Annotated in this window: 22 protein-coding genes; 15 read left to right on the top strand and 7 right to left on the bottom strand. The window is 73.2% G+C overall.

All coding sequences use genetic code 11. The annotated features are described in order from the left end of the window. Positions 1-44 precede the first annotated feature (44 nt). Complete coding sequence (locus ACZ47G_RS34210) at positions 45-326, bottom strand: HPr family phosphocarrier protein (protein ID WP_380462248.1); 282 nt, start codon at positions 324-326, stop codon at positions 45-47. 242 nt (positions 327-568) lie between these two features. On the opposite strand from ACZ47G_RS34210, the gene ACZ47G_RS34215 reads away from it, so the two are divergent. The 4 genes from ACZ47G_RS34215 to ACZ47G_RS34230 all read left to right on the top strand — a co-directional run bounded on the left by ACZ47G_RS34215 (position 569) and on the right by ACZ47G_RS34230 (position 6,105). Continuing rightward, positions 569-3,400, top strand: a complete 2,832-nt coding sequence (locus ACZ47G_RS34215; RefSeq protein WP_465749493.1) for a bifunctional acetate--CoA ligase family protein/GNAT family N-acetyltransferase — start codon at positions 569-571, stop codon at positions 3,398-3,400. A 92-nt stretch (positions 3,401-3,492) separates the two neighbouring features. Continuing rightward, on the top strand, positions 3,493-4,092 hold the full coding sequence (locus ACZ47G_RS34220; RefSeq protein ID WP_465749495.1) for a DUF5998 family protein: 600 nt from the start codon (positions 3,493-3,495) through the stop codon (positions 4,090-4,092). Between the two features lie 107 nt (positions 4,093-4,199). Beyond that, positions 4,200-5,387: an alkaline phosphatase family protein gene (locus tag ACZ47G_RS34225; protein ID WP_465749497.1), complete on the top strand. Its 1,188-nt coding sequence runs from the start codon at positions 4,200-4,202 to the stop codon at positions 5,385-5,387. A gap of 61 nt (positions 5,388-5,448) precedes the next feature. Beyond that, the gene (locus ACZ47G_RS34230) at positions 5,449-6,105 is read left to right on the top strand and encodes a thymidine kinase (RefSeq protein WP_380462251.1); all 657 of its coding nucleotides are present in this window, start codon (positions 5,449-5,451) and stop codon (positions 6,103-6,105) included. 16 nt (positions 6,106-6,121) lie between these two features. Here the strand turns inward: ACZ47G_RS34230 and ACZ47G_RS34235 are convergent, their stop codons facing one another. Next, positions 6,122-6,862: a VOC family protein gene (locus ACZ47G_RS34235; RefSeq protein ID WP_465749527.1), complete on the bottom strand. Its 741-nt coding sequence runs from the start codon at positions 6,860-6,862 to the stop codon at positions 6,122-6,124. A 166-nt stretch (positions 6,863-7,028) separates the two neighbouring features. On the opposite strand from ACZ47G_RS34235, the gene ACZ47G_RS34240 reads away from it, so the two are divergent. After that, positions 7,029-7,904, top strand: a complete 876-nt coding sequence (locus ACZ47G_RS34240; protein WP_465749499.1) for a sulfurtransferase — start codon at positions 7,029-7,031, stop codon at positions 7,902-7,904. A 61-nt stretch (positions 7,905-7,965) separates the two neighbouring features. Here ACZ47G_RS34240 and sepH read toward each other — a convergent pair whose 3' ends face one another. Next, positions 7,966-9,045 carry a septation protein SepH gene (gene sepH, locus ACZ47G_RS34245; protein ID WP_465749501.1) on the bottom strand — a complete coding sequence of 360 codons (1,080 nt, stop codon included), beginning with the start codon at positions 9,043-9,045 and terminating at the stop codon, positions 7,966-7,968. A gap of 517 nt (positions 9,046-9,562) precedes the next feature. Here sepH and ACZ47G_RS34250 point away from each other — a divergent pair. Then, positions 9,563-10,441 (top strand): hypothetical protein, encoded by an 879-nt coding sequence (locus ACZ47G_RS34250; protein WP_465749503.1) that lies wholly within the window; start codon positions 9,563-9,565, stop codon positions 10,439-10,441. Between the two features lie 19 nt (positions 10,442-10,460). Here ACZ47G_RS34250 and ACZ47G_RS34255 read toward each other — a convergent pair whose 3' ends face one another. Further along, positions 10,461-11,783, bottom strand: coding sequence for a D-arabinono-1,4-lactone oxidase (locus ACZ47G_RS34255; protein WP_465749505.1), 1,323 nt, complete (start codon positions 11,781-11,783; stop codon positions 10,461-10,463). A gap of 138 nt (positions 11,784-11,921) precedes the next feature. Next, entirely contained in the window at positions 11,922-13,190 is a 1,269-nt protein-coding gene (locus ACZ47G_RS34260; protein WP_465749507.1) for an MFS transporter, read from the bottom strand. 130 nt (positions 13,191-13,320) lie between these two features. Here ACZ47G_RS34260 and ACZ47G_RS34265 point away from each other — a divergent pair, with 130 nt between their 5' ends. Further along, positions 13,321-14,463, top strand: coding sequence for a ferrochelatase (locus tag ACZ47G_RS34265; RefSeq protein ID WP_465749509.1), 1,143 nt, complete (start codon positions 13,321-13,323; stop codon positions 14,461-14,463). Between the two features lie 69 nt (positions 14,464-14,532). Continuing rightward, positions 14,533-15,351, top strand: a complete 819-nt coding sequence (locus ACZ47G_RS34270; RefSeq protein ID WP_465749513.1) for an inositol monophosphatase family protein — start codon at positions 14,533-14,535, stop codon at positions 15,349-15,351. 223 nt (positions 15,352-15,574) lie between these two features. Here ACZ47G_RS34270 and ACZ47G_RS34275 read toward each other — a convergent pair whose 3' ends face one another. Next, positions 15,575-15,760: a hypothetical protein gene (locus ACZ47G_RS34275; protein ID WP_030057688.1), complete on the bottom strand. Its 186-nt coding sequence runs from the start codon at positions 15,758-15,760 to the stop codon at positions 15,575-15,577. A gap of 443 nt (positions 15,761-16,203) precedes the next feature. Between ACZ47G_RS34275 and ACZ47G_RS34280 the strand changes: the two genes are divergently transcribed. From ACZ47G_RS34280 to ACZ47G_RS34295, 4 genes are all read left to right on the top strand, one after another. Continuing rightward, positions 16,204-16,857: a response regulator transcription factor gene (locus tag ACZ47G_RS34280; protein ID WP_030057689.1), complete on the top strand. Its 654-nt coding sequence runs from the start codon at positions 16,204-16,206 to the stop codon at positions 16,855-16,857. Positions 16,858-16,969: 112 nt separating this feature from the next. After that, complete coding sequence (locus ACZ47G_RS34285) at positions 16,970-18,274, top strand: sensor histidine kinase (RefSeq protein WP_465749515.1); 1,305 nt, start codon at positions 16,970-16,972, stop codon at positions 18,272-18,274. A 266-nt stretch (positions 18,275-18,540) separates the two neighbouring features. Next, on the top strand, positions 18,541-19,524 hold the full coding sequence (locus tag ACZ47G_RS34290) for an acyl-ACP desaturase (protein WP_465749517.1): 984 nt from the start codon (positions 18,541-18,543) through the stop codon (positions 19,522-19,524). 506 nt (positions 19,525-20,030) lie between these two features. Beyond that, a complete protein-coding gene (locus tag ACZ47G_RS34295) occupies positions 20,031-20,330 on the top strand; it encodes a DUF4193 domain-containing protein (RefSeq protein WP_030057692.1) in 300 nt (99 codons plus the stop codon). A 227-nt stretch (positions 20,331-20,557) separates the two neighbouring features. Here ACZ47G_RS34295 and ACZ47G_RS34300 read toward each other — a convergent pair whose 3' ends face one another. Then, on the bottom strand, positions 20,558-21,007 hold the full coding sequence (locus tag ACZ47G_RS34300; RefSeq protein WP_465749518.1) for a DUF3093 domain-containing protein: 450 nt from the start codon (positions 21,005-21,007) through the stop codon (positions 20,558-20,560). 136 nt (positions 21,008-21,143) lie between these two features. Between ACZ47G_RS34300 and ACZ47G_RS34305 the strand changes: the two genes are divergently transcribed. The 3 genes from ACZ47G_RS34305 (at position 21,144) to ACZ47G_RS34315 (ending at position 23,053) form a co-directional block, all read left to right on the top strand. Further along, positions 21,144-21,722, top strand: coding sequence for a PaaI family thioesterase (locus ACZ47G_RS34305; protein WP_465749529.1), 579 nt, complete (start codon positions 21,144-21,146; stop codon positions 21,720-21,722). Beyond that, complete coding sequence (dut, locus tag ACZ47G_RS34310; RefSeq protein ID WP_465749520.1) at positions 21,719-22,186, top strand: dUTP diphosphatase; 468 nt, start codon at positions 21,719-21,721, stop codon at positions 22,184-22,186. The genes ACZ47G_RS34305 and dut overlap by 4 nt, the downstream gene beginning before the upstream one ends. Before the next feature lie 69 nt (positions 22,187-22,255). Continuing rightward, on the top strand, positions 22,256-23,053 hold the full coding sequence (locus tag ACZ47G_RS34315; protein ID WP_380462869.1) for a DUF3710 domain-containing protein: 798 nt from the start codon (positions 22,256-22,258) through the stop codon (positions 23,051-23,053). The last annotated feature ends 337 nt before the right edge of the window (positions 23,054-23,390 follow it).

Raw genomic sequence — 23,390 nt, forward strand, 5'->3', positions numbered from 1 at the left:
GCCGCCACGATGTGGCGACACCCCGATCGGGCGGTTGCGAGGGCTCAGGCCGCGGCCGGGAGCTCGTCGAGGCCTTCGGCGACGAGCTTGGCGAGGCGGTCGAGGGCCTCGTCGGCGTTGGGGGCGTCGGAGGCCAGGATGACCTCCTCGCCGCCCTGGGCACCGAGGGCGAGCAGGCCGAGCATGGAGGCGGCGTTGACGGGGTTGCCGCCCGGCTTGGCGATGGTGATCGGCACGCCGGTGGCCGTGACGGCCCGGACGAAGACGGAGGCGGGACGGGCGTGCAGGCCCTCGGCCCAACCGATGGTGACGCGGCGCTCGGCCATGAGACGTGCCTTTCCGGTGAAGCTGGTCACGGCCGTGCTCGGGGGAGCGGGGGAAACGACCGTGTTGTCTAGACCAGTGTTGCACGCAGACAACCCCTGGGAGGCGTCGCGTTCGGGACTTGTGATTGTTTCTTTTCGGGGCATAAGGCCCGGCCAGTGGCCGTGTCCACCCTGCCGTGGGCACGCGCCCGGCGCCATTCGGCCCGCCGCCGGATAACCTGACGATTGTGGAAGACCCGGCGGTGGCGAACCCCGCGCAACCCGACTATCCGCAGCACTGGGAAGCCGACGTCCTGCTGCGCGACGGCGGTACGGCCCGGATCCGGCCGATCACCCCCGGCGACGCCGGGCGGCTGGTGGAGTTCTACGAGCAGGTCTCGGACCAGTCCAAGTACTTCCGCTTCTTCGCCCCGTACCCGCGGCTCTCCGACAAGGACGTCCGCCGGTTCACCCACCACGACTTCGTGAACCGGGTCGGCCTCGCCGTGGTGGTCCGGGACCACTTCATCGCCACCGTCCGCTACGACCGGATCGACGCCGAGGGCCGCCCCTCCGACGACGGCACGGACGCCGAGGTCGCCTTCCTGGTCCAGGACGCCCACCAGGGCCGTGGCGTGGCCTCCGCCCTGCTGGAGCACATCGCGGCGGTGGCCCAGGAGCGCGGCATCCGCCGCTTCCAGGCCGAGGTGCTGCCGGAGAACCGCAAGATGGTGAAGGTCTTCACCGACGCCGGCTACACCCAGCGCCGCAGCTTCGCCGACGGCGTGGTGCACCTGGAGTTCGACCTCGAACAGACCGACCGCTCGCTCGCCGTGATGCGCGCCCGCGAGCACCGTGCCGAGGCCCGCTCGGTGCGGCGGCTGCTGACCCCGCGCTCGGTGGCCGTGCTCGGGGTCTCCCGCAATCCGCAGACCGTCGGCCGGGCCCTGCTGCGCGACCTGCTCGGCAGCTTCGACACCGAGTTCGAGAGCCGGTACGAGCCCAAGGGAGCCCCGCGCGCCGTGTACGCGGTGAACCGCAGCGCCCCGCCCGGCACCGAGCTGGACGGCGTCCCGGTGCACCGTTCGATTCTGGACATTCCCGGACCGGTCGACCTCGCGGTGATCGCGGTCCCCGAGAGCGCCGTCCCGGCGGCCGTCGCCGAGTGCGGCGCGCACGGCGTGCAGGGCCTGGTGGTGGTCACCGCCGGCTACGCGGAGACCGGCCCGGAGGGCCGCGACCGCCAGCGCGCCCTGGTCCGCCAGGCCCGCGCGGCGGGCATGCGGGTGATCGGCCCGAACGCCTTCGGTCTGATCAACACCGACCCCGACCGCCCGCTGAACGCCTCGCTCGCCCCGCACCTGCCGGCCCGCGGCGGCTACGGGATCTTCTGCCAGTCCGGGGCGATCGGCGTGGCCCTGCTGGAGTCCGCCCACCGGCGGGGCCTGGGCATCTCCTCCTTCGCCTCGGTCGGTAACCGCGCGGACGTCTCCGGCAACGACTTCCTCCAGTACTGGGCCGAGGACGAGTCCACCGAGGTGGTGCTGCTCTACCTGGAGTCCTTCGGCAACCCCCGCAAGTTCACCCGGATCGCGCGCCGACTGGCCACCGCCAAGCCGGTGGTCGTGGTCAAGGGCGCCCGCCACACCGGCAGCCTGCCGCCCGGCCACGCCGTCCCGGCCACCGCCACCGGCCTGCGCGACGCCACCGTGGACGCCCTGTTCGAGCAGGCCGGGGTGACCAGGGTGTCGACCATCACCGAACTGTTCGACACCGGTGAGCTGCTCGGCCAGCAGCCGCTGCCGCCCGGGGACCGGGTCGCCGTGGTCGGCAACTCCGACTCCCTCGGACTGCTCACCTACGACGCCTGCCTGAGCGCCGGGCTGCGTCCGCGCACGCCCGTCGACCTCACCACCGGCGCGACCGGCGAGAACTTCCGGATCGCCCTGGACGTCGCCCTCAGCGACCCCGCCGTGGACGCGGTGATCGCCGTCGCCATCCCGCCGATCGGCACCTCCGCGCACGCCTTCATGGGCGGCCGGCTGACCGGCTCGGACGACCCCGAGTTGGGCTCGGACGACCCGGAGATCGCCACCGCCCTACTCGAAGCGGGCGAGCGCGCACGGGGATTGGGCAAACCACTGGTGCTGGCCCACCTGGCCCTGACCGACCTGCCGACCCGGCTGCGCCCCGGCGGCATCCCGGCCTACCCGGCGCCCGAGCGCGCCGTACGCGCCCTCGCCCACGCCGTGCACTACGCCCAGTGGCGCCGCCGTACCGCCGCGGCGGAGGAGACGGCGCGCGTCCCCGACCTGGACCGGATCGACGAGCCCGGCGCCCGCACCCTGGTTGAGGCGGCGCTCAGCACCCGCGCCGCAGTTGCCGCGCGCACCCAGCCCGGCGGCGCCCGGATCACCCTGTCCGACGCCGAGTCCCGGCTGCTGCTGGCCCGCTACGGCATCGACGTCTCGCCGACGCTGCCCGCCCCGGACGAGGAGGCCGCCGTCCGGGCCGCCGAGCAGCTCGGCTACCCGGTGGCCCTGAAGGCGACGGCCCCGCACCTGCGCCACCGCCCCGACCTGGGCAGCGTCCGGCTGGACCTCACCGGCGAGCCGGGCCTGCGCCGCGCCCACCGCGAACTGGACGCCCTGCTCGGCGGCGCGGTCGGGGCCCAGCTGGTGGTGCAGCGGCTGGCTCCGCGCGGCGTGGACACCGTGATCGGCGCCACCGTCGACCCGGCCGTCGGCGCGATCCTGTCCTTCGGCCTGGCCGGCGCCCCCGCCGAGCTGCTGGGTGACGTCGCCCACCGCCTCGTCCCGGCCACCGACCAGGACGTCGCCGGGCTGATCCGGGAGGTCCGGGCGGCGCCGCTGCTGTTCGGCTGGCGCGGCGCCGAGGCGGTGGACACCAACGCGCTGGAGGAGTTGCTGCTGAGGGTGTCGCAGCTGGTGGACGACGTTCCGGAGATCGCCTCGGTGGACCTCGAACCGGTGGTCGTCGCCCCGCACGGGCTGGCGATCCTGGGGGCGCGGGTGCGGGTCGCACCGCTGCCGATCCGCAGCGATCTGGGTCCGCGCGCGATGAGCACGCTGTAACCTTCCTTGGTTGCGCCTGCCCGTGGGCGCTGATGTCCGAAGCTCGGCGCCGCGCCGCCCGCTTCGTCGGCGGACCATGCCAGGATGGAGTTATGGCGAAGACCGGTACCACCACCACTCAGGACCTGCGCTCGGCGATCGAGCGCAGCGGCTACTACCCGGCCCTGGTGTCCGAGGCGGTGGAGGCCGCGGTGGGCCCGGAGCCGATCAGCTCCTACCTGGTGCACCAGGAGACGACCTTCGACTCCAACGAGGTGCGCCGGCACGTGACGGTGCTGGTGCTGACCCCGACCCGGTTCGTGGTGAGCCACACCGACGAGCAGTCCGGTGACGCGGGCAGCCCGGCCGTGCCGTTCGCGACCACCTCGACGGAGAGCGTCCGGCTGGACCGGATCGGCTCGGTCGTGCTGAGCCGGATGGTGGCCAACCCGGAGACGTACACCCCCGGCACGCTGCCGCGCGAGGTGGTGCTGACGATCGGCTGGGGTGCCGTGCAGCGCCTGGACCTGGAGCCGGCCGGCTGCTCCGACCCGAACTGTGAGGCCGACCACGGCTACACCGGCTCGGCGACGGCCGACGACCTCTCGCTGCGGGTGAGCGAGGCCGGGGACGGCCCGGAGACGGTGGCCCAGGCGCTGGTGTTCGCCCGGGCGCTGTCCGACGCGACGATCGACAACGGCCCGAGGGTCTGAGGCCCGGCCGAGCCCCGCCGTTCGCGCCCCCGTTTCCTGTTCGCGCCCTCGTTCGCGCCTCCGGCCGCGTGCCCGGCCGCGTTCCCGACCGCTACGAATCCGGTTCCATGTCCTTCGCACCCTCCGACGGCTACGACGCCTTCGAGATCCTCGACCCGGCCGACGCTCCCGCGCCCCCGTACGGCAGCGGCTCGCTCTGCGACCTGCTGCCCTCGGTGGCGGCGGGCCTGGGCGTCCCGGGGTTCACCGCGACCCTGCCGATCGCCCCGGCCGACCGGGCGGTGGTGTTCCTGGTGGATGGCCTCGGCTGGGAGCTGCTGCTGCGCCACCCCGAGTACGCCCCGTTCCTGTCCTCGCTGGCCGCGAGCTCGCTGGGCGGCACCGGCCGTCCGCTGACCGCGGGCTTCCCGTCGACCACCGCGACCTCGCTGGCCTCGGTCGGCACCGGGACGCCGCCGGGCCTGCACGGCCTGGCCGGGTACACGGTGGCGGTGCCGGGCGCCGATTACCTGATGAACCAGCTGCGCTGGCAGCCGCACACCGACCCGCAGGTCTGGCAGCCGTACCCGACGGTGTTCGAGCAGACCCACCGGGCCGGGGTGGCCACCGCCCAGGTGTCCTCCCCGCTGTTCGCCCAGACCCCGCTGACCAGGGTGGCGCTGTCCGGCGGCACCTTCCTGGGCCGTACCACCGGCGAAGAGCGGATGGACCTGGCCGCCTCCTGGCTGGCCGAGCACGACCGGGCACTGGTGTACACGTACGTCAGCGAACTGGACGGCGCGGGCCACCGCTTCGGGGTGGACTCCGACGAGTGGCGGATGACGCTGGACGCGGTGGACCGGCTGGCCCGCCGGCTGGCCGAGCAGCTGCCGCCGCGCTCGGCGATGTACGTGACCGCGGACCACGGCATGATCGACATCGCGCCCGAGGACCGGATCGACTTCGACGAGGACTGGGAACTCGGCGCCGGCGTCGCCCTGCTCGGCGGCGAGGGCCGGGCCCGGCACGTGTACGCGGTGCCGGGCGCCGCGGCCGACGTGCACACGGTCTGGAGCGAGGTGCTGGGCGACCGGATGTGGGTGGCCACCCGGGACGAGGCGATCGCCGCGGGCTGGTTCGGCCCGACCGTCGACGAGCGGGTGTACCGGCGGATCGGCGACGTGGTCGCCGCGGCGCGCGACGACATCGCGATCATCGCCTCCCGCAACGAGCCCGGCGAGTCCGCGATGATCGGCCTGCACGGCTCGATGACCCCGGTCGAGCAGTTCGTGCCGCTGCTCGAAGTCCGTGGCTGAGCCTGCCCCTTGACTCATCCGTGCCCGAACCCCCTTGATGTGAAAGGCCTTTGCTCCACCCATGGCTGAACTGGTGTTCTTCTCGGGCACGATGGACTGCGGCAAGTCGACGCTGGCGCTGCAGATGGACCACAACCACGCCGCGCGCGGTCGGCAGGGCGTCATCCTGACCCGCAACGACCGGGCCGGCGCCGCCACCATCTCCAGCCGGCTGGGCCTGCGCGCCGACGCGGTCGAGGTGACGGACGACTTCGACTTCCACGCCCACGTGGTGCACCGGCTCTCGGCGGGCGGCCGGGTGGACTACCTGATCTGTGACGAGGCGCAGTTCTTCGCCGCCGAGCAGGTCGACCAGCTGGCCCGGGTGGTGGACGAACTGGACATCGACGTCTACACCTTCGGTATCACCACGGACTTCCGCACCCGGCTGTTCCCGGGCTCGCAGCGACTGATCGAGCTGGCCGACCGGGTCGAGGTGCTGCAGGTCGAGGCGCTGTGCTGGTGCGGTGCACGGGCGACCCACAACGCCCGTACGGTCGGCGGGGTGATGGTGGTCGAGGGCGCCCAGGTGGTGATCGGTGACATCTCGGTGGCCGAGGACGAGGTCGGCTACGAGGTGCTCTGCCGCCGCCACCACCGCCGTCGGCTGACCGCCGCGACCGCCCGCGCCTCGGTGCTCTCCCCGGACGTCCTGCCGTTCGAGGAGCAGCAGGTCTGACCGGCGAGTGGGCGAGTCACGGCGCTTCCAGCACCGAGAAGTGCCCGCCCTGGGGGTCGGCCAGCCGGGCGGCGCGGCCGCGGGCGGTGTCCTGCGGCTCCACCAGGACGCGGCCGCCGAGTTCGACGGCCTGACGGGCGGTCAGTGCGGCGTTCCGGACGGCGAAATGGGTGCGCCAGCGCGGCGGGTGGCCGCGCAGGTCGGCGCGGTGGCGGATGCCGGCGACCGGCCGCCCGTGCACCAGCAGCGCGGTCTCGTCGGCGTCGTCCCGGACCGGCCGGTCGAGCACGGTGCCGTAGAAGGCGGCGGCGCCGTCGGCGTCCGGGGTGAGCAGTTCGGCCCAGGCGGGGCCGCCGGGGTCCTCCCCGGCCTCCCGGCCGAGGTGCTCCTCGGCCTGCCAGAGGCCGAAGACGGCGCCGGAGACGTCGGAGGCGATGGCCATCCGCCCGGCGCGTTCGGCCTGCACCGGCCCGACCGCGACGGTGCCGCCGCACTCGCGCACCAGCTGGGTGGTGCGGTCGGCGTCGTCCACGGCGAAGTAGGTGGTCCACTGCACCGGGAATCCGGTGGCGGTGGAGACGCCGAGGCCGGCGACGGGGGTGCCGTCGAGCTCGGCCCGGACGTAGGCGCCGAGTTGGCCGGGCCCGGGGGAGTACGTCCAGCCGAGCAGTTCGCCGTAGAAGGCGCGGGCGCCGGGCAGGTCGTCGGTCAGCAGGCTGACCCAACAGGGCGTGCCCTGGGCCAGTCGGAGTTCCACCGCGGGCAATGCGGGCCTCCTCACGGGTGGTTGGCGCACGGAAATCCTCGCGCGCGAGGGTGATGCTTCCACTCTGGCGCGCGCCCAACCCTCGACCCGCGCGGAAAGTCCGGCAAAGAGCGCACAAAGAGCCGTGGTCGGAGCGCGCTGCGCGACAATGGCCGGCATGACCACCTTCAACGACGGTTCCCCGCTGATCTCCGCGGCCGGGCTGCGGGAGGCGCTCGCCTCCGCGCACCCGCCGGTGCTGCTGGACGTGCGCTACCAGTTGGTCGGCGCCGCGCCGGGCGGCCCGACCGCGGCCGAGGAGTACCGGGCCGGGCATTTGCCCGGCGCCCACTTCGTCGAGTTGGACCGGGACCTCGCGGCCCCGCCCGGCGCTCCCGGCCGGGGCGGGCGCCACCCGCTGCCGGACCCGGAGGAGTTCGGCGCGGCGATGCGCGGCTTCGGGGTGAGCGCCGGGCGCCCGGTCGTGGTGTACGACGGTGCGGCGTCGATGGCGGCGGCCCGGGCCTGGTGGCTGCTGCGCTGGGCCGGGCACCGGGACGTCCGGGTGCTGGACGGCGGTTTCGCGGCCTGGCGGTCGGCCGGGCTGCCGGTGACGACCGAGCTGCCGGAGCCGGCGGAGGGTGACTTCAAGCCCGTCCCGGGGCAGTTGCCGACGGTGGACGCGGACGGCGCCGCGGCCTGGGCGCGCGACGCCCTGCTGCTGGACGCCCGGTCGGGGGAGCGCTACCGGGGCGAGACCGAGCCGGTGGACCCGCGGGCCGGGCACGTTCCGGGTGCGGTGTCGGCGCCGACCTCCGAGAACGTGGGCCCGGACGGGAGGTTCCGCCCGGTCGCCGAACTGCTGGCCCGGTTCGAGGCGTTGGGCGCGGGGGAGGGCAAGGTCGCGGTGTACTGCGGTTCGGGCGTGACGGCGGCTCACCAGATCCTGGCGATGGCGGCGGCGGGCCTGGACGCCACGCTGTACCCGGGCTCGTGGAGCGAGTGGTCGAGCGACGCGAGCCGCCCGGTGGCGGTGACCGACCAGCCGGGCTGAGCCCGGACACGCCGGTGGGGCGGGAGGCCCGGCCTCCCGCCCCACCGGCATGTCCGGGGACTTACTCCTGCTTCTTGCGCCGGCTGCCGAAGACGATCTCGTCCCAGCTGGGCACGGTGGCCCGGCGCCCGGGCCGGACGCCGTCCGCCTCGGCCTGCCGGTCGGTGGTGCCGACCAGGCGCTCGCGGTGCGGGGCGACGGCTCGCGGCATCAGGATGTCGGCGTAGGCCGAGCCCGCGCCGACCGCCGGGGCGGCGGCCGCGGCCGGCTCCTCGCTCTCCTCGGCGACCTCGGCGGGTACCGGTTCGATCGGGGCGGGGCCGCCGACGGCGAGGTCGCCGCGGAAGGCGGGGACCACGTCGAGCAGGCTGGTCAGCGAGTCCCGGGACTCGGCGGTGGCCTCACGCGACTCGCGGACCTCGCGGGCCGACATGATGCGGTCGGCGGAGGGCCGGTCGATCATCGGGCGGGGCGGCCGGTCCTGGGGGAGCCGGGCGATCCGCGGGATGAACGGGAAGACCGAGTCCTCCTCGCGCTCGACGGACTCGCCGATCAGCGCCCGGGCCTCGTCGTCGTTGGGCTGGACCAGGCGCCGGGGCGGGTCGTACGTCCAGGAGGCGCTGCGGCCCTCGCCGTCGGCGCGGTAGGAGAGGATGACCTCCCAGGTGCCGTCGTCGCGCCGCCAGGAGTCCCAGCGCTCGGTGTCCTTCTCGGCGCCGCGCAGGGCGAGCCGTTCGGCCACGGCCTCGCCGAGCTGCGGTCCGGGGGACTCGCCGTTGCGGCGGATGGCGGTCTTGCGGGCGCGCTCGGCCATGAAGGCGCGCTCGGCGAGGACCGGTCCTTCGAAGCGGCGGACGCGGTCGACGGAGATGCCGGCGGCCTGGGCGACCTCCTCGGCGGAGGCACCGGCTCGTATCCGGGCCTGGATGTCCCGGGGGCGGAGGTGGCTCTCGACCTCGATCTCGATCTGGCCGAGGCGCGGCCGGTCGCCGCGGATGGCGGCGCGCAGCCGCTCGTCGATGGGGAGGGTGTACTCCGTGCTGTCGGCAGCCTTGAGCACCAGCCGTGTGCCGTCGTTGCTGACGGCCACAACCCGCAGTTCGGGCACGGTTACCTCCCGGGTGGTGCCTGCCGACGTCACCTGCGTCGCTGCTCCCGTACTGAGTGTGGCCTGCCCACTCGCGACTGGCCACAACCTTGCTGAGTTCCCCGGCGTGTCGGGCTTACGCCCCGCCACACCGCTGTGGCACGGTTGCCTTTTTGCCACGTCATCCGTCGACGTCGCGCCTGGGTGTCCCGGCCGTCCTCGCACGCGGAGTGTTCGCGACGATCCGGGACCGGCGTCGCCGTGCGTGCCCGTTCCGTGGCTCTTCGTCAAGCTGCCGGTGAAGGCACAGTCGACATGTCGACCCAGGGCTCGGGCTTTACGAACAGTACTCCATTCGTGGCATCCGAAGGGGCGGCTCGCCGCTCAAGTCTCCCGCGATTCACGGGAATCTCAAGAGCGCGCGCCCCCAATGGCGGACCATCGCCGGATGAACGGTGATCATCTTCACACAATCCGGGCGCGAAGAACCGCATTTTCGTCCCTTGTGTCCTTCTTTGGGCAAGATGGAGAGGCTTGTTCGAGTAGTAGTCGTACGGACCGAGGGATGTTGATGCCGGAGCTGAGCCCCGCCGAGGAGGGCGGCAAGGAGGAGCGCAAGCGGATCGATCTGAGTGTGGCTCAGGTCGTGGCGAGCGCGTTGGCCGCGGTGGTGGGCGCACTGCTCGCCTCCGAACTCGGCGTGTACGGCACGATCATGGGCGCGGCCGTGGTCAGCATCGGGGCCACCACGGGCGGCGCGGTGTTCCAGCACGTGTTCCGGCGGACCGGCGAGCAGCTGCGCGACGCGGTGGACCGCGGGCCGAACCAGACCGTGAACACCCTGCGCCAGGTGCCGACCGGTCCGGAGCGGCCCGAGCCGTCGGCGGAGCTGCCGGCCGGAGCGCCGGTGATCACCTCGGAGTGGAACGAGCCGCAGGTGGTACGGGCGCGCCGGCGGTTGGGGTGGCGGGGCTACGCGGCGGTGTCCGGGCTGGTGTTCGTGCTGGCGATGACGCCGATCGTGGCGTTCGAGCTGGCCACCGGGCAGCCGGTGTCGGCGACGGTGAAGGGCGAGTCCGGCAACGGGACGTCCTTCGGCGGCACGGTGGCGCCCAAGGATCAGGCGCCCAAGGACGCCCCGGCGGAGCGGCCGTCCACCGGGGGCGGCGGGCGCGGCCCGGAGACCACGCCGCCCGGCGGTGCCTCGGCCCCGGCGACCACCCGGCCGACCCGGGAGCCGAGCCCGACCCCGAGCGGCGGCACCGGCGGGCACGGCGGCGACGCCTCGCCCTCCGCGGGCCCGAGCGCGAGCCCGTCCGCCGGGCCCTCCCCGTCGGCGGGCGGCGGCGGGAAGCCCACCGGCGGGACCACGTCCCAGCCGCCGGTGCCGACCGACGCCCCGGCGAACGCGACGGTCGCCCCGCCGCCGGCCGGGACCGCCGCGCCTTAGGCCCTGTCCGGCCGAGTGGTCAGGCCCCCAGCACCCGCCGCAGGTAGTCGTTGCCGAACAGGCGCTGGGGGTCGACCTCGTCGCGCAGCGCCGTGAAGTCGGCGAAGCGGGGGTAGGCGCCGGCCAGGTACTCGGCGTCGCGGGTGTGCAGCTTGCCCCAGTGCGGGCGGCCCTGATGGGCGGTCATCAGCTGTTCCACGCCGGTGAAGTAGCCCTGGTCGCGAGTGCCCCGGTAGAGGTGGACGGCGATGTAGGCGCTGTCCCGGCCGGAGGCGGTGGAGAGCCAGAGGTCGTCGGCGGGGGCGAAGCGCACCTCGACCGGGAAGCCGACCTTCCAGTCGGAGCGTTCGACCAGGGCCTTCAGTTCACGCAGCACCTCGGCGACGGCCGCGCGCGGCACGGCGTACTCCATCTCCAGGAAGCGGACCTTGCGCGGGCTGGTGAACACCTTGTACGCGGTGTCGGTGTAGCTGCGGTCGGACCAGGCGCGGCTGGCGAGCGAGGCGATCGAGGGGATGGAGCCGGGGAAGCGGCGGCCGACCCGGCAGGCGCCCTCCCAGACGGTGTTGGAGAGGAAGTCGTCCTCCAGCCACTCCTTGAACCGAGGCAGCGGGGCGGCCGGCCCCTGGCTGCGGTTGTTGCGCTTGGTGGAGCAGCGTTCGGTGTGCGGGAACCAGTAGAACTCGAAGTGCTCGTTGACGGCGGTGAGGTCGTCGAGGCGTTCCAGCACCTCGTCGAAGCCCATCGGCTGCTCGTGGGCGGTGAGCAGGAAAGCCGGTTCGACGCCGAAGGTGAGGGCGGTGATCACCCCGAGGGCGCCGAGTCCGAGCCGGGCGCCCTGGAAGAGCCGGGGGTCCTCGGTGGGGGAGCAGTGCCGAACGGTGCCGTCGGCGAGCACGATCTCCAGGGCGCGGATCTGGGCGGCGAGCGAGCCGGAGTCGCGGCCGGTGCCGTGGGTGCCGGTGCTGGTGGCGCCGGCGACGGTCTGGACCTCGATGTCGCCCATGTTGGTCAGGGAGAGGCCTTCGGCGGCCAGGATCCGGTTGAGCCGGCTCAGCGGGAGGCCGGATTCGACGGTGATGGTGCCGGCCTCGCGGTCGATCTCGCGGACGGCGGTGAGCGCGTGCGGCCGGACCAGCAGGCCGTCGCCGGGTGAGGCGATCGCGGTGAAGGAGTGGCCGGAGCCGACGGCCTTGACGCTGCGGCCCTGTTCGGCGGCGCGCCGGATCTCCCTGGCCAGTTCCTCCGCGGTGCCGGGGGTGGCGCTCCGGGCCGGTCGGGCGCTCTGGTTGCCGGCCCAGTTGGTCCACCGGGTGCGGGTCGCGGTGCTGGCCTGGGGCATCTGCGCTGCCTCCTGCTCCGTGGCCGAACGGGGTCGGCGCGGTCTGCGGCGGCGCGGCCGCCCCAGGGCCCGTCCGCGGTGTCCGGGAGGCGGGCCCTACCCATGGGTAGGGCCACGGGTAGGGCGAGATTAGTCAGTTCACCGTTCGGCGTCTACGGGTCGGTCGACCGTTCCGCCGGCCGTCCCGGCGGGCTGTTCGGCGCCGAGTCCGGCGCGCAGTCGGCCGAGTCCGGCCAGGGCGGCGAGCACCCCGAGCGCGCCGGCGGCCAGCGGCACCCAGTAGCCCGCGGCGGCGCCGGAGGCGTCGACGACCCAGCCGCCGGCCGAGGAGCCGGTCGCGACGCCGAGGGCGAGCCCGGTGGTGGTCCAGGTCATGCCCTCGGTGAGCTGGGCGGCCGGGACGAGCCGCTCGACCAGGGCCATCGCGGTGATCAGGGTGGGGGAGATGGCGATGCCGGCGACCAGCAGGGCGCCGCCGACCGCGACCAGTCCGCCGATGCCGTGCACCGCGTGGGCGACCAGCAGCAGCGGCACCATGCTGAGCGCCATGAAGAGCACGCCGAGGAAGAACCGCTGGGCCATCGAGCCGGTGGGCTTGACGGCGCCGAAGACCACCCCGGCCACGCAGGAGCCGAGCGCCCACAGGGCGAGGATCACGCTGGAGATCGACTTGTGCCCCTGGGCCTCGGAGAAGGCGACGGTGACCACTTCGACCGAACCGAAGATCGCCCCGGTGGCGACGAAGGTGAGGATCAGTACCTGAAGGCCGCGGTTGCGGATGACCGAGTGGCCCTCGTGCCGGGCGGCCTCGTGGACCGGGGGCTCGGTGGAGCGCTGGCCGGCGAACAGCAGCACGCCGACGGCGAGGAAGATCCCGGCGAGCAGCACGCCGGCCTCCGGGAAGACGGAGGTGGCCAGGCCGATGGAGAGGATCGGGCCGACGATGAAGCAGACCTCGTCGACCACGGCCTCGAAGGAGTACGCGGTGTGCAGCCGGTCGGCGTCCTCGCGGTAGAGGTGGGCCCAGCGGGCGCGGACCATCGCGCCGGTGCTCGGCATCACGCCCATGCCGGCGGCGAAGACGAACAGCGTCCAGTCCGGGGCGTTCAGCCGGGCGCTGAGCAGCAGGCCGACGACGGCGCCGATGGTGAGGGCCATGGCCGGGACGATGATCTTCGCCTGGCCGTGCCGGTCCACCAGTCGGGAGACCTGGGGGCCCAGGACCGCGGCGGAGACCGCGAGGGTCGCCGAGACCAGGCCGGCCACGCCGTACGAGCCCCGCAGTTGGGACAGCATGGTCACGATGCCGATGCCGGTCATGGAGATCGGCAGCCGGGAGACGAAACCGGTGGAGGAGAAGGCCACGGTGCCGGGCGCGGCGAATATTCGGCGGTAGCTGGACAGCACGTGAGCTCCGGGCAGGGGGTAAGGAACATGGCTGGTCTGGACAGCTTACGTACGTTGGCAAACGGTATTTTCCGGACGCCCGCGCGGCCCCGGCGCCGACGCCCGACCCCTCAGTGGCAGGATCGGAGCCATGTCCGACGCGCGCAAACCCTCCGCCTCCGGCGCCGCCCCGTACGACGCCCTGCTGCTGCTCTCCTTCGGCGGGCCCGAGGCCCCCGAGGACGTCGTCCCGTTCCTGGAGAACGTCACCCGGGGCCGCGGCATCCCCAAGGAACGGCTGAAGGAGGTGGGCAAGCACTACTTCATGTTCGGCGGCGTCAGTCCGATCAACGAACAGAACCGGGAGCTGCTCGCCGCCCTGCGCAAGGACTTCGCCGAGCACGGGCTGGACCTCCCGGTCCACTGGGGCAACCGGAACTGGGCCCCGTACCTGGTGGACACCCTGCGGGAGATGGCCGCGGACGGCCACCGCCGGATCGCCGTGCTCGCCACCAGCGCCTACGCCGGCTACTCGGGCTGCCGCCAGTACCGGGAGAACCTGGCCGACGCGCTGGCCACCCTGGCCGAGGAGGGCGTCCCGGCGCTGACCGTCGACAAGCTGCGGCACTTCTACAACCACCCCGGCTTCGTCGAGCCGATGATCGACGCCACCCTGGCCGCCCTGGCCGAGCTGCCCGCCGAGGTGCGGGACGGCGCCCGGCTGGCCTTCACCACCCACTCCATCCCGGACGCGATGGCCGAGACCTCCGGCGCCCCGGACGACCCGGCCCGCGGCACGCCCGGCGGCGCCTACGTCGCCCAGCACCTGGACGTGGCCCGGCTGATCGCCGCGGCCGTCGCCGAGCACACCGGCGTGGCCGACCGGCCGTGGCAGCTGGTGTTCCAGAGCCGCAGCGGCGCCCCGCACATCCCGTGGCTGGAGCCGGACATCTGCGACCACCTGGAGGCCCAGCACGCCGACGGCGCGCCGGCCGTGGTGATGGTCCCGATCGGCTTCGTCTCCGACCACATGGAGGTCAAGTACGACCTCGACACCGAAGCCGTCGCCAAGGCCGCCGAACTGGGCCTGCCGGTCTCCCGGGCGGCCACCGTCGGCGCCGACCCGCGGTTCACCGCCGCGGTGCGCGAACTCGTCCTGGAGCGGGCCGCCACCGAGCGGGGCGAGGCCGTGACCCGCTGCGCCCTCGGCGCCCTGGGCCCCAGCCACGACGTGTGCGCGGTGGCCTGCTGCCCCAACCCGCGCGCCCCCCGCCCGGCCGCCGCCGAGCGGTGACCCCTTCCGAGCGCTGACCCCTTTCGAGCGTCGACCTTCGAGCGTCGACCCCTTCCGGAGGAGATTCCCGTGCCCACCCCCGCCCTGCCCGACGACGGGCTCCTCGACGACCTGCTGGAGGTCGCCCTGGACGCGGCCCGGCAGGCCGGCGCCCTGCTGCGCGACGGCCGCCCCGCCGACCTCGGCGTGGCCGGCACCAAGAGCAGCCCGGTCGACGTGGTCACCGAGATGGACCTCGCCTCCGAGAAGCTCATCGTGGAGCTGATCGCCGACCGCCGCCCCCAGGACGGCTACCTCGGCGAGGAGGGCGCCGAGCACCCCGGCACCAGCGGGGTGCGCTGGGTCGTCGACCCGCTCGACGGAACGGTCAACTACCTTTACGGGCTGCCCTCCTGGGCGGTCAGCGTGGCCGCCGAGGTGGACGGCCGGGCGGTCGTCGGAGTGGTCTACGCCCCGGCCCGCGGCGAGCTGTTCCACGCCGTGCTGGGCCGCGGCGCCCACCTGGACGGCCGGCCGATCTCCGCCCGCCCGGCCCCGCCCTGGGGCCAGGCGCTGATCGCCACCGGCTTCAACTACGTCCAGCCGGTGCGGGTGCGCCAGGCCGAGGTGCTGCTGGCCCTGATGCCCGAGGTGCGGGACGTCCGCCGGGCCGGGGCGGCCGCGGTGGACCTGTGCGACGTGGCCGCCGGGCGGCTGGACGGCTACTACGAGCGCGGCCTCGCCCCCTGGGACCGCGCGGCCGGTTGCCTGATCGCCACCGAGGCCGGTGCCCTGGTCGGCGGCCGCCCCGGGCACGGCCCGGACGGCGAGCTGACCGTGGCCGCCGCCCCCGGTGTGTACCAGCCGCTGCAGGAGCGGCTGGCCGCGCTGCGCGCCTGGGCGGACTGAGGACACTTCGGGAACCCGAAGGGCCCGACGGCCCTTCGGGTTCCCGAAGGCCCGAGGCCGCTCGGGGAAGCCTTCGGGGAGCCTTCGGGGAGCCTTCGGGAAGCCGAAGCCGCGGCGGAGAACCCTTCGGGACAGCGAAGAGCCCTGGCATACGGGGGATGCCAGGGCTTGGGGTTTCGCACGGCCCCCGCAGGGCCGCTGGTGCCGGAGTGCCGGCGTCGGGTCAGGCGGCGGTGCGGTGGCGCTCCAGCACGGTGTCCACACCGTGCTCGGCGGCGAGACGACGCAGGTCGTCCAGCTCGGACTGTTCCACCTCGGCGAGGAACTCGTCCCCGGCCTCGATCGCGCGGTGCAGGTCCTGCTCGGCGTTGGCTATGCGCTGCAGGATTCCGGCCTTGAAGGCGTCCATACGGGCCCCCTTACTGTGTCGGACGTGCACGGTCGTGCGCTCTCCGCCCTGAGGAGTGGTCCAGCCGGTGAATGCGCCCTGGCCGACAGGTGAGAACTCCGGTCGGGCGCGGAGACGGCCCTTCGGCCGCTCCCGGTGACGTCCCAGCCCCAGGGCCGGCGCGGATGAACGCACGGCGGGTGGGTGCGATCGGCCAACAGCCAGATCGCGGGTGTGCAGCTGTCCTCCCCGCCCGGGGGGCCGGGAAACCTCCCGGCGGAAGAAAGTTGCCCGTGTCACAGTCCAAGCGGAGCGCTTCCGGCACGAACGGTCACCGCCGTGCGGCCCGGCCCCCTGCCCGAGGGGCAGCTTATCGCTGCTTTACCGCAGGACCAGGCAGGATGGAGGCACCGTCGGAGCCGTGCGTCCGCTTCCGGGGCCGGCCTGGAGAAGGGACAACGACCGTGCGGGTTCTCGTCGTCGAGGACGAGCAGCTGCTTGCCGAGGCCGTCGCGACCGGCCTGCGCCGCGAGGCGATGGCCGTCGACGTGGTGTACGACGGGGAGGCCGCGCTCCAGCGCATCGCGGTCAACGACTACGACGTGGTGGTCCTGGACCGCGACCTCCCGCTGGTCCACGGCGACGACGTCTGCCGCAAGGTGGTCGAGCAGGGCCTGGCGACCCGGGTGATCATGCTGACCGCCTCCGGCGACATCAGCGACCGGGTCGAGGGCCTGGAGATCGGCGCCGATGACTACCTTCCGAAGCCGTTCGCCTTCAGCGAACTCGTGGCCCGGGTAAGGGCGCTGGGCCGCCGCGCGACCATCCCGCTGCCCCCGGTGCTGGAGCGGGCCGGCATCTCGCTCGACCCCGGCCGGCGCGAGGTGATCCGTGACGGGCGCACCGTCCAGCTCGCCCCCAAGGAGTTCGCCGTCCTGGAGGTGCTGATGCGGGCCGGCGGCGCCGTCGTGTCCGCCGAGCAGCTCCTGGAGAAGGCCTGGGACGAGCACACCGACCCGTTCACCAACGTCGTGCGGGTCACCGTGATGACGTTGCGCCGCAAGCTCGGCGACCCGCCGGTGATCGTCACCGTGCCGGGCTCCGGCTACCGGATCTGACCGGAATCCGACCCCCGGAGTCCGCCCCACGGAATCCGTCCCCTGGGATCCGCTCCCGGGATTCCCCGCCGTACCCAGCGCCCGCCCCCGGCGGACGCCCGAGAGGACCATCATGACCACCCCGCCGCCCCCGGCCGGCGGGCCCTCCGGCGCGCCCGCCGGCGGCCCGCGTGCCGTACCGCCCAAGCCCGTGCACCCGCCGCGCCCGCCCCGGCTGGGCCAGCAGGAGACCTACGTGCCCGGTGACGGGCTGCTCGCCTGGCTGCCGTTCCGCCCGACGATCCGGATGCGGCTCACCCTGCTGTACGGCGGGATGTTCCTGATGGCCGGCGTGGTGCTGCTGCTGGTCATGTACTTCTTCGTCCAGCAGTCGCTCCAGTCGGTCGGCCAGCCGCACCTGGTGCTCAACGGCATCCCCGTGCGGACCCCGGACGGCCAGATCATCACCAACCAGTCCGCGCTCGACCAGTGGCTGAACGACAACAAGTCCATCCAGGCCGCCGCGGCGCTCAACACCCTGCTGCGCAAGCTGCTGACCGTGCTGGTCTGCCTCGCCGTGATCGCCTTCGCGGCCGGCTACGCGATGGCCGGCCGGGTGCTGCGCCCGCTGGGCCGGATCACCCGCACCGCCCGGGACGTCGCCTCCTCCGACCTGCACCGCCGGATCGAGCTGGACGGCCCGGACGACGAGCTCAAGGAGCTCGCCGACACCTTCGACGACATGCTGGACCGGCTGGACCGCTCCTTCGACTCCCAGCGCCGCTTCGTCGCCAACGCCTCGCACGAGCTGCGCACCCCGCTGGCGATCAACCGCACCCTGCTGGAGGTCCAGCTCTCCGACCCGGCCGCCTCGCCCGACCTCCAGCAGCTCGGCAAGACCCTGCTGGCCACCAACGAGCGCAGCGAGCAGCTGGTCGAGGGCCTGCTGCTGCTGGCCCGCAGCGAGAACGAGCTGACCGACCGCCGCGCGGTGGAGCTGTCCGAGGTCGCCACCCGGGCGCTGGAGCAGAGCCGGGGCGAGGCGGACAAGCGCGAGGTCGAGCTGCGTTCCAAGCTCGACCCGGCGGTGGTCGCGGGCAACGGCGTGCTGCTGGAGCGGCTGGCGCTCAACCTGCTGCAGAACGCCGTCCGCTACAACACCCCGGGAGGCTGGGTCGAGCTGGCCACCGCCACGGTGCCGGGCGGCGGGGAGCTGGTGGTCTCCAACACCGGCCCGGTGGTGCCCGGGTACGAGCTGGAGCACATCTTCGAGCCGTTCCGCCGGGTGAAGGGCGCCGACCGCACCCGCAGCGACAAGGGGGTCGGGCTGGGCCTGTCCATCGTCCGCTCGGTGGTGCGCGCCCACGGCGGCACCGTCGAGGCCACCCCGCGCGCCGGCGGCGGCCTCACCATGCGGGTGCGGATTCCCTCGCCCTGACCCGCTCGCAGGGCCGTTCCGCCGGTCACGGCCGCCGGTGCTGCCGCGTTCCGTGGGCGACCGTTTTCAGCCGCCCCCGTCAGCCTGTCAAGACGACATAAGGCCTGGCGGGGCGGCTTGTCTTTTCCGGTCCGAGCAACTTACGGTGTCGTAACCTACGCAACCGTAAGTGCGACCGCCGGCCTCTCCGCCGACGGCTCCGAGAAGCGGACGCGTGCCCGCCCAACGCGCCCGTCCCGCGCGTATCCGTCCCCAGGAGCAAGACTGTGACCATCGCCCCTGTGCAGAGCAGCCCCTCGCTCGGATCGAGCGGCTGGACCGACGCGCGACTGATCCTGGCCCTCGAAGAGGTCGTCGAGAAGGAGCTCAACCGCCACCTGGGGGTGGCCAAGGAGTGGATGCCGCACGAGTTCGTCCCGTGGAGCCAGGGCCGCGACTTCGACGGCGTGCTCGGCGGCGAGGCATGGCGCCTCGAGCAGTCCCAGGTGACCCCGCTCGGCCGGGTCTCGCTGGTGGTGAACCTGCTGACCGAGGACAACCTCCCCAGCTACCACCACGAGATCGCGACCATGTTCGGCCGCGAGGGCGCCTGGGGCACCTGGGTGCACCGCTGGACCGCCGAGGAGGGCCGGCACGGGATAGCCATCCGCGACTTCCTGCTTGCCACCCGGGCCGTCGACCCGGTGGAGCTGGAGCGGGCCCGGATGTCCCACATGTCCGAGGGCTTCGAGTCCGACAACGCGCACAGCATGCTCCACTCGGTCGCGTACGTGGCCTTCCAGGAGCTCGCGACCCGGATCTCGCACCGCAACACCGGCAAGTACGCGGGCGACCCGCTGTGCGACCAGCTGCTGGCGAAGATCGCCAACGACGAGAACCTGCACATGGTCTTCTACCGGAACCTGCTGAAGGCCGCGCTGGAGATCGCCCCGGACCAGGCCATGCGCGCCATCGCCGACGTGGTCATCGACTTCCGCATGCCCGGTCACGGCATCCCCGGCTTCGAGCGCGCTGCCGCGCAGATCGCCCTCGGCGGGGTGTACAACCTGCGCATTCACCACGACGACGTGCTGCAGCCGGTGCTGCGCAAGCTGCGGGTGATGGAGATCGACGGCCTCGGCCCCGAGGGCCTGCTGGCCCAGAACGAGCTGGGGGTCTTCCTGGACGGGCTGGACGAGCAGGCGCGCAAGTTCGAGGAGCGCCAGGCCGCGCTGCTGGCCCGCCGGGAGGCCCGCCGGAACGCCGGCTAGGGCGCCTGCGGGGGCGCTCCGGCGAGCTGTCACGCCCTCCGGGGGAGAGGGCGGAGTGGGTGGATTTTCCGTGGTTTGCCCCAGAAGATTCTGAACGTGACCAAGCTCACACCGTGTCGCTCCGCGATGCCGGGTGACCCCGGAGAGTGATCACTCCATCGGGGGTGACGATCGCCGTCCGTGACCGGAATCCGGCCTGCCACCGGTTCGCAGGATTGGTCGGCGTCCCTGGTGGGCAAGGGATTCAGCGGACAGCAAGGCGGGTTCCGCTCACTGTGAGTCGCCGGCCCGGCGGGCATTCGGCGGGTCGGCGATGGCCCAGCGTGAGGCCTTCCGCGCCCCGGAGGATCACCCCAACGGAGCCCAGGCTGAGTGTCGATTGAGTAACAGGGCTTGAAGTAAGGCAAAATCTCCGCCTCGGGTCGGGCACAAGACCGACCCCCCATGCGTTACGTGCGCTGGAGATACCGCACACACCGCACAAACCCGGAGGGGGAGAGCGAAAAATGGCAACCGACTACGACACCCCACGCAAGACTGACGACGAGCTCAACGAAGACAGCATCGAGGAACTCAAGGCTCGGCGGAACGACAAGGGCGGCGGCTCCGTCGACGTCGACGAGTTCGACGCCGCCGAGGGCATGGAGCTTCCCGGTGCCGACCTCTCGAACGAGGAGCTCGCGGTTCGGGTCCTGCCGAAGCAGGCCGATGAGTTCACCTGCATGAGCTGCTTCCTGGTCCACCACCGCAGCCAGCTGTACAGCGAGAAGAACGGCAACCCGATCTGCCGGGACTGCGGCGCCTGAGCACCGCAGCGGACAGCGCCTGGTGCCCGTGGCTCCCGCGGCACCGGCACACCGCCCCTTCCGGCCCCGGGCAGCGGGGCCGGACGGCAGGTCCGCGGACCGTCCTGCGGGACGGGCCCGGGAGGACGGAGTCGGTCGGCCGCGTGCCGGCCAGGACAAAGTCGTAGGGACGGTCCCGCAGCAGCGGAACCGTCCCTCTCGGTCTTTCGGGGCCTGTGGTGCGTCGGCTACGTACGGGCGCCGCGCCGGGCCTCCTCCAGCGCCTCGGCCAGCTTCATCGGCGAGCGGGTCGACAGATAGAGGTAGGGCGTCGGGTCGGCCGGGTCGCTCACCTCGACCCGCAGCGCAGTCGGGACGTAGCTGCGCAGCAGCATGAAGGCGCGGGGATCGGCCTTCGGGCCGCGCCAGGCCGCGGCCTCGGTGGGGCTCAGCGCGTGGGCGGCGCCCAGCGCGTCCACCGGGATCCGGGCCGGTCCGGCCACCAGCGAGCCCTGCACCACCCGGATCCGGGCCGAGCCGTAGCTGCTGATCGCCACCGCGCCGACGGCGATGCCGACCACCAGGCCGACCAGGGCGGCCAGCCCGCTGACCCGGATCAGGATCAGGGCGAGGGTCAGACCGACTGCGACCGGGAGCAGCCACCAGGAGCGCGGCACCGTGAGGCGTTCGTCGTACATGCCCCCCATTGTGGGCGCCCTGACGCCCGGGCCGGGACGCCACCCCCACCGGAGGCCTTGCTACCCCTGGGTAGGCTGGGGAGCCGTGACCGGTACGACCACCCCCACCACCCCCACCGACCGGTCGGCGCCCGCGCTGCCGCCGACCCCCACCACCCCGCCGCCGGACGCCGTGATCCCGGAGCGCCACCCCGAGGCGCCCGCCCCCGGCACCCACCTCGGCTCGCATTACGAGCACTGCTTCGGCTGCGGCCCGCAGCACCCCGGCGGCCTGCGGATCGACGCGGTCGCCGGCGAGGGCCTCGACGTCACGGCCGAGTTCACCGTCCGGGACGTCCACCAGGGCGGCCCCGGACTGGCCCACGGCGGCGTACTCACGACGGCGATGGACGAGACCCTCGGCACGCTCAACTGGCTGCTGCACGCGCCCGCCGTGACCGGCCGGCTGGAGACCGACTTCCTCAGCCCGGTGCCCGTCGACTCGGTGCTGCACCTGCGCGCCTGGGTCACCGGAGTGCGCGGCCGCAAGATCTACAGCGCCGCCGAGGCGCGGATCGGCGGCCCGGACGGACCGGTCGCCGTGCGCGCACAGGCGCTCTTCATCCAGGTGAAGCTGGAACACTTCACCACGCACGGTCGTGCCGAGGACATCGACAAGGTCCTCGACGACCCGGATCTGATGAAGCGCGCACGAGCCTTTGAGGTGAACCCTTGAGCGAGACCCCCCGTCCGCAGCTGGACGTCCTGATCAAGCGCATCGACGCCGAGCTGCCGCTGCCCGAGTACGCGCAGCCCGGGGACGCCGGCGCCGACCTGCGGACCACCGTCGACGCCGAACTGGCCCCCGGCGAGCGGGCGGTGCTCCCGACCGGCATCGCCGTCGCGCTGCCGGACGGCTACGCGGCCTTCGTCCACCCGCGCTCCGGGCTGGCAGCTCGTTGCGGAGTTGCTCTCGTGAACGCCCCGGGGACGGTCGATGCCGGGTACCGTGGAGAGATCAAGGTGATCGTCGTCAATCTGGACCCGCGCGAGGGGGTCAGCTTCCGCCGAGGGGACCGGATCGCCCAGCTGGTCATCCAGCAGGTCGAGAAGGCCCGCTTCCACGAGGTGGCCGAGCTGCCTGGGTCGGCACGCGCCGAGGGCGGGTTCGGGTCGACCGGTGGCCACGCCGGGGTCTAGCATTCCCGCGGCCTCGCAGGAAGCCGAGCAGGTATTCGCATCGGTCTTGGACCGGGAAGGACAGTGACCGTGTTCCGTCGTCGCCAGAAGAGCGAGGACGCTGTCGAGCAGCTCGCCGACGACGCCATCAGCGCCGACGAGACGGCCGATGACGTCGAAGGTTCCGCCGAGAGCGAGAACGTGACCGAGCTGGACCCGGCCGACAAGGTCGGCCTGCCGCCGGCCCCGCGGCCGGACGGCCCGTGGGACCACACCGAGCTGGAGACCCCGGAGGAGGGGCGGGTCGACCTCGGGGGTCTGCTGGTCCCCGGTGTCGAGGGCATGGAGCTGCGCGTCGAGGTCGCCGGTGACGCGATCGTCGCCGCCACCCTGGTGCTCGGCAACAGCGCCATCCAGCTCCAGGCCTTCGCGGCCCCGAAGTCGGAGGGCATCTGGGGAGAGGTCCGCGAGGAGATCGCCAACGGCATCACCTCGCAGGGCGGCCTGATCGACGAGGAGGAGGGCCCGCTCGGCTGGCACCTCCGCGCCCAGGTCCCCGTGCAGCTCCCGGACGGCACCCAGGGCGTGCAGCTGGTGCGCTTCGTCGGCTGCGACGGCCCGCGCTGGTTCCTGCGCGGTGTGATCTCGGGCCAGGCCGCCGTGCAGCCCGAGATGGCCGGCATCCTGGAGCAGGTCTTCCGGCAGACCGTCGTCGTGCGCGGCGAGAGCCCGATGGCTCCCCGCGACCCGATCGTGCTGAAGCTTCCCGAGGACGCCCAGATGGTCGCCGACGGTGGCGGGGCTGCCGCCGCCGCGGGCGAGGGCGAGGGCCGCTACGGCTCGCTCGACCCGTTCGCGCGCGGCCCGGAGATCACCGAGGTCCGCTGATCCTCGGCTGACCGTCTTCGCTGGTCATCGCTGCTGATCGCCTCCGCCCGGAGCCCCGGGCGGAGGCGATTTGCATGTGGCGGGTCGGTGCCCGTACAGTTCCGGAGTCGCCGCGGGAGACCGGGGCGACAAAGCGGAAAGCGAATCCGATGAATGAAACTCCGGAAAACGGAGCGGAAAACATCTGATAAGCTGGAAACACGAAAGAATGAAGCGCCCGGAGGGCCCGCTGGAAGGCGGTCCGAAGGAAGCGTCCGTTCCTTGAGAACTCAACAGCGTGCCAAAAGTCAACGCCAGATATGTTGACATCCCCGGCCTCAGATTCTCTGGGGTTGGA

This window comes from Kitasatospora sp. NPDC030952 (assembly GCF_055571335.1).